This window comes from Clostridium sp. CAG:43 (assembly GCF_000434655.1).
Lineage (GTDB): Bacteria > Bacillota > Clostridia > Lachnospirales > Lachnospiraceae > Otoolea > Otoolea fessa.
The window spans coordinates 35,704-44,543 of the sequence record NZ_FR895096.1 but is presented as its reverse complement, the minus strand read 5'-3'; the positions used below and the strand labels follow the sequence as shown (position 1 = coordinate 44,543).

The 8,840-nt window shown below is 49.8% G+C and carries 8 protein-coding genes, 1 tRNA gene and 1 pseudogene; 3 read left to right on the top strand and 7 right to left on the bottom strand.

The window, feature by feature from the left end:
* The 4 genes from QVO97_RS08350 to QVO97_RS08335 form a co-directional block, all read right to left on the bottom strand.
* A partial coding sequence (locus tag QVO97_RS08350) for a PucR family transcriptional regulator (RefSeq protein ID WP_288189411.1) occupies nt 1-989 on the bottom strand: 989 nt, incomplete at its 3' end.
* A gap of 293 nt (nt 990-1,282) precedes the next feature.
* Entirely contained in the window at nt 1,283-1,657 is a 375-nt protein-coding gene (locus QVO97_RS08345; RefSeq protein WP_022359883.1) for a RidA family protein, read from the bottom strand.
* A 21-nt stretch (nt 1,658-1,678) separates the two neighbouring features.
* Nucleotides 1,679-2,512, bottom strand: coding sequence for a CvfB family protein (locus QVO97_RS08340; protein WP_022359882.1), 834 nt, complete (start codon nt 2,510-2,512; stop codon nt 1,679-1,681).
* A gap of 134 nt (nt 2,513-2,646) precedes the next feature.
* Nucleotides 2,647-3,405 carry an acyl-[acyl-carrier-protein] thioesterase gene (locus tag QVO97_RS08335; RefSeq protein ID WP_022359881.1) on the bottom strand — a complete coding sequence of 253 codons (759 nt, stop codon included), beginning with the start codon at nt 3,403-3,405 and terminating at the stop codon, nt 2,647-2,649.
* 241 nt (nt 3,406-3,646) lie between these two features.
* Here QVO97_RS08335 and QVO97_RS08330 point away from each other — a divergent pair.
* Nucleotides 3,647-3,719, top strand: a tRNA-Gln gene (locus tag QVO97_RS08330).
* Between the two features lie 183 nt (nt 3,720-3,902).
* Here the strand turns inward: QVO97_RS08330 and QVO97_RS08325 are convergent.
* Together QVO97_RS08325 and QVO97_RS08320 are read right to left on the bottom strand one after the other, a co-directional pair.
* Entirely contained in the window at nt 3,903-4,418 is a 516-nt protein-coding gene (locus tag QVO97_RS08325; RefSeq protein ID WP_022359880.1) for an HAAS signaling domain-containing protein, read from the bottom strand.
* 90 nt (nt 4,419-4,508) lie between these two features.
* Entirely contained in the window at nt 4,509-6,446 is a 1,938-nt protein-coding gene (locus QVO97_RS08320; RefSeq protein WP_022359879.1) for a fructose-bisphosphatase class III, read from the bottom strand.
* Between the two features lie 313 nt (nt 6,447-6,759).
* Between QVO97_RS08320 and QVO97_RS08315 the strand changes: the two genes are divergently transcribed.
* Nucleotides 6,760-7,572 carry an MBL fold metallo-hydrolase gene (locus QVO97_RS08315; RefSeq protein ID WP_022359878.1) on the top strand — a complete coding sequence of 271 codons (813 nt, stop codon included), beginning with the start codon at nt 6,760-6,762 and terminating at the stop codon, nt 7,570-7,572.
* A gap of 15 nt (nt 7,573-7,587) precedes the next feature.
* Here QVO97_RS08315 and QVO97_RS08310 read toward each other — a convergent pair whose 3' ends face one another.
* Nucleotides 7,588-8,037, bottom strand: coding sequence for a PaaI family thioesterase (locus QVO97_RS08310; protein WP_022359877.1), 450 nt, complete (start codon nt 8,035-8,037; stop codon nt 7,588-7,590).
* A gap of 306 nt (nt 8,038-8,343) precedes the next feature.
* Between QVO97_RS08310 and QVO97_RS08305 the strand changes: the two are divergent.
* Nucleotides 8,344-8,840 (top strand): annotated as a pseudogene (locus tag QVO97_RS08305) (M23 family peptidase); the annotation flags it as partial.

Here is an 8,840-nt window from a genome sequence, read left to right as displayed (position 1 = left end):
CTCTTCTGGAGCTTATCCAGACGGTATACCAGTGTATTGCGGTGGATGTAAAGCTGTCGGGAAGTCTCTGATACGTTCAGGCTGTTCTCGAAGAACTTGTTGATTGTCGTAAGAGTCTCCTCATCAAACTCATCCGGCGATTTGCCATCAAAAATTTCCTTGATAAACATCCGGCACAGCGGCAGCGGCAGCTGATAGATCAGACGTCCGATTCCCAGCTTGCTGTATGCGACCACATTTTTGCTGCTGTAGAAAATCTTTCCTACATCCAGCGCCATCTTCGCCTCTTTATAAGAACGCGATACGTCCTTGATCTCGTTGACGATCGTACCGAATGCCACGCTGACACGTGTCAGGGACTCGGTATTGAGCATATCTACGATCGATGTGGCTGTCTTTTCCAGATCGTCGTACGTCTCGCCCGGCTTCACTTCCTTGACTAGAATAATGTTCTTCTCATCCACTGCCGTGATAAAATCCTTCGTCTTGGTCGAGAACAGGCTGCGGACGGTCTCAAGTGCATTCACATCCTTCTCATGCTGCGTCTCGATGATAAATACGATCCGCTTGACGTTCGTCTCGATGTGCAGCTTCTTCGCACGGTTATAAATGTCAACCAGAAGCAGGTTGTCAAGCAGCAGGTTCTTGATAAAATTGTCCTTGTCAAAGCGCTCCTTATAAGCTACCAGCAGGTTCTGAACCTGAAATGCCGCCATCTTGCCGACCATGTATACGTCGTCGCTTCCGCCCTTGGCAAGAAGTATATATTCTAACTGGTGATCGTCAAACACCTTGAAAAACTGATATCCCTGTATCACCTGGCTGTCCGCCGGAGAGTCTACGAAAGCCAGAATTGCACTCTCATATTCCTCAGCGCCAGTAAATGTGGATGCCAGCACCTTGCCTTCCGTATCACAGATACAGAGATCGACACGCGTAATTCCTTTTAACCCCTCAATGTTTGTCTGGAGTATCTGGTTCGAAATCATATTCCTCTCTCCTTTTCTTTTATCCTCCGTCCAGCTGTGTTTCCGGGTCTTTCAACCTGTCATTCCCCAAACCCGTTTGTTACCCCTCCGGCAATCTGTGCCTGTGGACCATAACTGTTCCCCATCTGAATCTTGGACGGATCTTTCCCTTTATTTTAAAGCAAAGTGACGAAAAAAAAAAGAGGGCGGACGAAAAAAAGTGAATTTTTTCGTCATTTTGCCCTCACACGCCGGGATTTTCACAGACTGGAACTTGTTTTTCCGGCGAAATTTTCCAAATATGCGATTCATTCTTATTTTGCTGCGATCGCTTCCATCTCCATCAGGACGCCCTTCGGAAGTTTAGATACCTCGACGCAGGAACGTGCCGGGCATGCGCCCTCGAAATATTTCGCATAGATTTCATTTACTTTTCCGAAATCATCCATGTTCTGGATAAATACGGTGGTCTTTACAACCTGCTCCATGGAAGCACCTGCTGCCGCCAGAAGATTCTTTACATTGTTTAAAACCTGCTCTGCCTGAGCCTCGATTCCCTCCGGGATCTCGCCGGTTGCCGGATTGACCGGAATCTGACCGGATGCAAATACCATTCCATTTACCTCGATTGCCTGGGAATACGGGCCGATCGCTGCCGGTGCATTGGTTGTGCTGATTACTTTCTTCATGTCAAATCTCTCCTTTGTCTTTTATTTTAAACGGATAGAATCTTCGTTTACTTCTACTTTTCCTTCTTTTAAAAGGTGTCCAACCGCACGCTTGAACGCGTTTTTGCTTAGATTAAATTCGCGGCGGATAATCTCCGGCTCCACGCGGTCATTGAACGGCAGAACGCCGTTTTTTTCTTTCAGACGTGCCAGCACCGCCTCTGCATCCGCATTCATCTGACGGTACGCCACCTCGCGCAGGCTCAAATCCATTTTTCCATCCTCGCGCACCTTCGTCACACGTACCTTTAAAACTTCGCCCAGACGGCATTTTCCATACAGCTCACGGTTCGGAATCAAACCGAAATAGCGGTCTGCCACTGCCACGAACACGCCCAGATTTTCATTGATCTCATAGACGCGTCCCTCGGTCCACTCGTCCTTCTTGTACGGCGCATCGCTGCAAAGATACGAATATACCTTCATCGTCGCCGCCAGACGACCGCTCTTATCGATATACAGCGCTACCAGGCACTCTTCCCCGGCGCGAACCGGATATACCTGCTCTTTAAACGGGAGCAGCAGATCTTTTTCCAGCCCCATATCGAGAAAGGCGCCGATCTTCGATACATCCTTGACCTTCAAAACCGCCGTCCCGCCCAGTTCCAGCTTCGGCATCGAGGTCGTCGCAATCAGGCGGTCCTCGGAATCTTTATAAATAAATACCTTGAGCTTATCGCCCACTTTTGTGCCCTCCGGCACCTGTTTTTTCGGAAGCAGGACCGCCGCCGCGTCATCTTTCTTCTGTCCCAGATACACGCCGAAGTTTTTCTCCCGCACTACCATCAGTTCCTGTACTCTTCCCAGTTCAATCATGTCATTCGTCCTCTCTTTTCTGCCGATATCTTTTTTATTTAACGGTTGCATTTTTCATTCACTGGCAGACAATCCACGCCGAATCTTTCTTCGGCTGCAATGATTCAGTTTCTTCACTGCTACATACAAACTCTTTACAAACCAGTCCTTGCCAGCCACAAATTCGCATACACCTGACCTTCCGCATCCTGCAGCGATACCACGTATCCTTCCGGCACCTGTGCCAGCTTCGGGTACATCACATCCCCAAGCACTGCCGCCTTCCGGTACTCCACCCGCAGTTCTCCAAGTGCAAAGTCCACAGGCAGCAATTCACGCGCAATCGCCACATACTGTGCATTGTTCACGTGCCGGTTCGTATCGAGATGATGGCGTTCCACCGTGACCGGCGCCGCCGTCTCATACGTCTCAGGCAGGCGGATTTTCTTCGGCGCTGGCGGCATTGCAAGAGGTTTATCTTCAATCTGGTAGCCCTCCAACTGGCTTTCCGGCACCCGCACCGGGCATCCTTTTTCCAGATCGTAGTAAAACCAGGTCGAATCCGCCCGCACCAGCGGGTTTCCCATCTCATCCTCGATCGTGAAATTCCGGTAGCCATAGATTCCCTTAAACCCATACGGCCAGGTCGAAATACGGATCCGCTCGCCAAAATGCGGCTGTCTGAGAATCTCTATCTGCCATCCGCTCAGCCACCACGCCCGTTTTTCCTCATTCAGATAGGAAATCCCAAGTTTCAGATCCTCCGACTGGAACGTCGAACAATCCTGAAGATAATTCATGATTCCCACCACTGAAAGATTTCCCTCTTCATCCGTCTCACTGTACCGGACCCGGCTGTCAAATGTATACATATCGCTCTCTTTTCCTTTCCGGCTTCCGGCTCCCCGCACCATCTCCGCGCATCCGCCATCTGCCGTTTCGTCCTATACTGCCTTAACATTCTGTCATGAAACTCATTATATCCGATTCGAACCACGTTGTCTACTTACAGACCCAGAATATTGCAGAATTTGCCGGACGCATGGCGCGGTTTCTGCCACAGCAGCCGCCCAAACAAAAAAAATTATCAAAAAAGCGAAAAAAGTAGTTGACGAATCTGTTTCCTTACAGTATAATACAAATCGTTCAATTCATTGGGCTATCGCCAAATGGTAAGGCAACGGACTCTGACTCCGTCATTTTCAAGGTTCGAATCCTTGTAGCCCAGCTAAAAAGCATTTGTTTGCCAAAGACGGCATGACAAGTGCTTTTTTTGTATTATGGAAACTCCCTCTGAAATGTTCCATAATACAACATTTTTCAACTCAATAAACCTCCATATGTTTGCGAGAAAAAAAGAAAAGAACCCCCGCTCCGGTCATCCCTCACAGCCGGCGGCAGGGGTTCTTTTCTATTTCCAAATACTCTTAATAAATGTATAGATCAGCCAAATCAGAAGAATCGGTCCCGCCAGATGAATCAGGATGGTGAAAATACCTCCGACCAGTGCAAACAGCACAAATAAGATCGCGATAACCACCACGCTGAGAATTACCTTCCAGTACCATTTGTTCAAATCAATGTAATGGAAGTTCGGCGGCAGACCGCTGTCGTCCCGCTCCGAAAAACCGCCGTTGTAGGAGGACGCTGTGCGCGAGGACGCTGTGCGCCCGCTCCCGGCAGCCTCTCCCGAAGTGTACGAACCGCCCTGGCCGGTCTCCCCGGCGCCCTCGCTGCTGTCGATAATGGTTTTCGCAATCAGGCGTGGGCTGCCGATCTCCTCGATCACTTCTTCCTCCCTGCGCCCTTTCGCCGCCTCCTGGCGGATATACTGATCGTAATAGCTTATGTTGCTCTGGATGACTGAAGCCGAAACCTCTCCGTCCAGCGCCTCCCGAAGCTCCTGTAAAAACTCTGTCTTTCTCATCTTGTCTCCTTATTCCTCAAACCGTCCCGTTTCTCCCGTTTCACCCAGCCGAAAGAAACAAGCTTCCAGTTCCCGTCCCTTTCAACTGCCTCAGCGCACGCGCTCTTTCAAAAGTCCGCTCCGGTACGCTTTCAAGAGCTCTTTCAGATCCTCGATGCGGCCCGCCAGCTCCTTGCCCTCGTCGGTATCCGCCACTGTGATGCGCTTCTGCATTTTCTCCACAATATATACCTTCGGCGTCCGCTCGCGCTCCGGGTCAAATGGCTTGTGTTCCGCAAGCGCGAGATGGTGCGAATTGAAAATCAACGTATATCCGGCGATTCCCGTCCGCTCCTGGTAGGCTTTCGACAGCCCGCCGTCAATGATGAAGAGCTTGCCGCCAGCCCGGATCGGTGTCTCTCCACTCTTAATCTTCACCGGCATATGCCCGTTGATGATATGCGATCCCTTCGTCGGAAGTCCAAATTCCTTCAAAATCATATCGCAGGTCTCTTCTTCCTCACTGAGCTGGTAATACGGGTTCATCGTCTCTCTCATCACTTCCGGATCCTCGATGAAATAATGCTCAAAGCTGCGGTTTTTGTCCTTTCCAAATACCGGCGATTTCGCACCATTCCACAGATACCACATAAAATCGCGGCACGCCTCCTTCTCCGGCGCGTCCTCTGGAAGAAAATAGGCATTTTTAACCTGTGTGTCAATAAAATCCATCAATTCCTTACCGCGGTACATCTTGCCGCCCACCATCAGACCGTCAAATTCCCGATTCTCCGTCATCGGGATACAGCCGTGATAGAGCAGGTTGGAATTGCAGCATTTATACATGCTTCCGTTGGAATATAGGAAACGGACATGCTCATGCAGCCGCGCATTGTGGCGGAACGACAGCTCCAGCGTGTGAAGCAGCTCTTCCTCTTCGTCCGTCAGCCGCAGCGGATCCGCCGGATCCACCGTCGGGAAATTCATGTCGCGCATCGGATACTCTTTTCCATCGATCGTGACCGTGCCGCGGTCATAACGAATCGCTGACAGAAGTATTCGCTCTTCCATCCCGTACTCCGGATGGCGCTTGATGATCTGCCCCTCTTCCTTATACTGTAACACCGCAATCGCCTTGTGCATCTTCGCCGCCAGCTTCGGATCCACTGCGTCGTAAATATTTTTGTCAAGAATCTGCGGCAGAAAACAGGTACACGGATCGTCCCGGTACACGCGCTCCGCAAACATCGACAGCGGGCGCAGGTTAATTCCGTAGCCGTCCTCCAATACATCAAATCCATTGTAACCGAGCGCCATACGCAAAACATTGCAGATACACGCCCGGTTGCCCGTCGCCGCGCCCATCCACGAAATATCATGATTGCCCCACTGGATATCCACATCATGGAAATGCATCAGTTCCTCCAGAATGATATCTGGTCTCGGACCACGGTCAAATATATCGCCCAGGATATGAAGATTATCGATCGTCAGACTCCGAATCAGGCTGCAGATCACGACAATAAAGCTGTCCGCCACCCGGACGTCAATCAGGGTATTGATGAGTTCGCTGTAATACTCCGTCTTATTGTCATCGGTATTATCGACATATAAAAGCTCATCGATCACACCCGAAAATTCCTTCGGCATCTTTTTTCTCACCTTGGAACGAGTGTATTTCGACGAAACCTCCCGGCAGATCTGCACCAGACGGTACACCGCCGTCTTCTGCCAGTCCTCCGTGTATTCGTTCGCCTGTTTGATCTGATTGATCATTTTTTCCGGATAATAGATAAGGTTCGCCAGCCGTACCTCGTCCTCCTCCGAAATAATATGTCCAAATGTCTCGCGGATCTTCTCCCGGATAATACCCGACGAACTGCGGAGCAGATAAATAAACGCCTCATGCTCACCGTGCAGGTCACTGAAAAAATATTCCGTGCCCTTCGGAAGTCCACAGATTGCCTGTAAATTAATAATATCACTCGCCGCCGCCCGGATATTCGGATACTCCCGCGAAAGCAGCTTCAAATATGCTAAATCCCTCATGTTATCAGCTCCCAAACTGCGCTGTCTGCCCGGATATTGTCGTGACTCGTTATCGTCGCGCTCGCTTTGGGTAAACAGCACATTATCTACATTGCATTTGCCTTTTTGATAGATTTATAGTAGCATAGATTCAGATCAGGGTCAAAATATATTTTTACCCGTTTGTTCATGCAATCTGCTCATTTCTATTATTTGCATAATACATGAATAGCCGTTTAATTTACATAATATTTTATACAGCAGTGTAGTTTACATAACTCAATCACTGTAATTACATTCTTTTACAATATACATAAACACAGGAGGAATACTCATGACGCAACCACACACTCTCTACGTGTTTGGCACCGGAAACGCCACGATGACACGTTATTATAATACCTGCTTCGCCATCCGCTCCGGCGAGGAATATTTCATGACAGACGCCGGCGGCGGCAATGGCATCCTGCGGATTCTGGAAGAAATGCAGGTTCCATTAAACCGCATCCATCATCTCTTCGTGACACACGAACACACCGACCACATTCTCGGCGTGATCTGGATGATCCGGATGATTGGCACTGCCATCAAAAAGGGAAATTATGAGGGAATTTTTCATATTTACTGCCACAACGGGCTAATCGACACGATTCAGACCTTCTGCCGCCTGACACTCCAAAAGAAATTCTGCGACCTGATCGGCGATCCGATCCAACTCATCCCGGTTTCTGACCGCGAAACCCGGCAAATTCTCGATATGGAAGTCACCTTCTTTGACATTCATTCGACCAAGGCGCGCCAGTTCGGCTTCCGCGCCGTGCTGCCGGACGGCAAGATCGTCTGCTGCCCGGGCGACGAGCCGCTGAACCCGCTCTGCGAAGAATTTGCCAGAGGCGCCGACTGGCTCTTCCACGAAGCCTTCTGCCTCTACCGTGACCGGGAAATCTTCTCCCCTTATGAAAAACACCACAGCACCGTCAAAGATGCCTGCGAACTCGCCGAACGCCTCTGTACGCGGCATTTGATTCTGTGGCACACTGAAGATAAGACTTATCCGGAACGCGCTGCTTTGTACCGCGCTGAAGGGGAAGCCTATTATCATGGGGATCTGCTGGTACCGGAGGATGGGAGTGTGATAGAGCTGTGATTGTATCCTGCAGCTCTACCTCTTCCTCAAATGATAATACGTCATCGTCGCCGATGCCAGCAGCGTCTCCTTATCATCATAAATCTTGCATTCGCACACCGAAAATGCATAACCATTCTGTATTTCCTGCGCCCGGGCGATGATTTTGGATGTGTTTTTTCCAGCTTTCAGATAATGGATCGTGCCATCCACGGTCGGGACTGCGTAGTCGCGCCCGGTCATCGCTGCGGTGCCACCCACGGTATCCGCCAATGAATACAGAACGCCGCCGTGCACGATACCTAAGATATTCATATGCCACGGTTTCAATACAATCTCTCCAACTGCATAGCCCGGGCGCGCCTCGGTGATCTCCATCTCGATTTTCTTCCGGAAATCATTGGCTGCATCCGTCTCCTGTCCGCGCTTGTCCCAGACTTCTGAGAATGAGCCGGACGGCTGTTTCGTTTCTTCCTTCTTTTCCATTTCATGTACCTCCTTGTGCATATGATTTACTCTCTTTTTTATCTCTCTGCGAATCATCTATTGTTTTCTTCTATTTTTTCTATCACTTTTCTCTCTGATATAATCTGTTTGCCTGAATCAGCCCATCCTTTTTCCTCGCCTCAAACGCTTTTTCTCATATTTTTCCAAAGATGGACTCATACTTTCTCCCATCCTCTCATACAATCTTATCAGATTGCAAAAATGTTATTGTTCACGCATACGTGCCCAGTAACGGAATTTGCCGTGGCTTCGCATTTAAATACTATCGCACAGGAGGGATCTGTCTTGAAACGAAGTTCTGTTATCATTGCACTGGAAATCTGCGCCATTGCGGCGCTCTTTGTCAGCTGGTCCTTCCAGCGTCCGAACAGCCGTCAGGTCACGGTCGGGAATGCGTCGGAACATTTTATCCGCTGGGTGGATTTCGATGTGACCGCCGACGCCATGACACAGGCGTTCCGCTATGATGTCGATACCTGCCAGCAGGATCTCCATCTGAACTGGGTCGATCTGCTCGCCTACCTGGGGGCGCGCTACGGGGGCGATTTTTCACATTATCAGGCGTCCGATATGACGGAAGCTGCCGAACAGCTCCAAAATGGCGTTACAGTGGAAGAATTGACGAAAAATATGTCCTCTTTTGCCTATTATCGTGAGGCTTACGGCGCGGTTCTGGATGGAATGGTCGGACTGTATGAAATTGAGATTCCGAAATCGGAAGCACCGGCTTTTGCACTGGCGGACGCGCAGATACAGGAAGGGGATCCGGCTGCCAATACTTC

What these genes read in the sequence shown, in the direction of transcription:
- QVO97_RS08345 (WP_022359883.1), bottom strand. Translation starts at nt 1,657, where the DNA reads ATGAAGAAAGTAATCAGCACAACCAATGCACCGGCAGCGATCGGCCCG.
- QVO97_RS08340 (WP_022359882.1), bottom strand. Translation starts at nt 2,512, where the DNA reads ATGATTGAACTGGGAAGAGTACAGGAACTGATGGTAGTGCGGGAGAAA.
- QVO97_RS08335 (WP_022359881.1), bottom strand. Translation starts at nt 3,405, where the DNA reads ATGGTGCGGGGAGCCGGAAGCCGGAAAGGAAAAGAGAGCGATATGTAT.
- QVO97_RS08325 (WP_022359880.1), bottom strand. Translation starts at nt 4,418, where the DNA reads ATGAGAAAGACAGAGTTTTTACAGGAGCTTCGGGAGGCGCTGGACGGA.
- QVO97_RS08320 (WP_022359879.1), bottom strand. Translation starts at nt 6,446, where the DNA reads ATGAGGGATTTAGCATATTTGAAGCTGCTTTCGCGGGAGTATCCGAAT.
- QVO97_RS08315 (WP_022359878.1), top strand. Translation starts at nt 6,760, where the DNA reads ATGACGCAACCACACACTCTCTACGTGTTTGGCACCGGAAACGCCACG.
- QVO97_RS08310 (WP_022359877.1), bottom strand. Translation starts at nt 8,037, where the DNA reads ATGGAAAAGAAGGAAGAAACGAAACAGCCGTCCGGCTCATTCTCAGAA.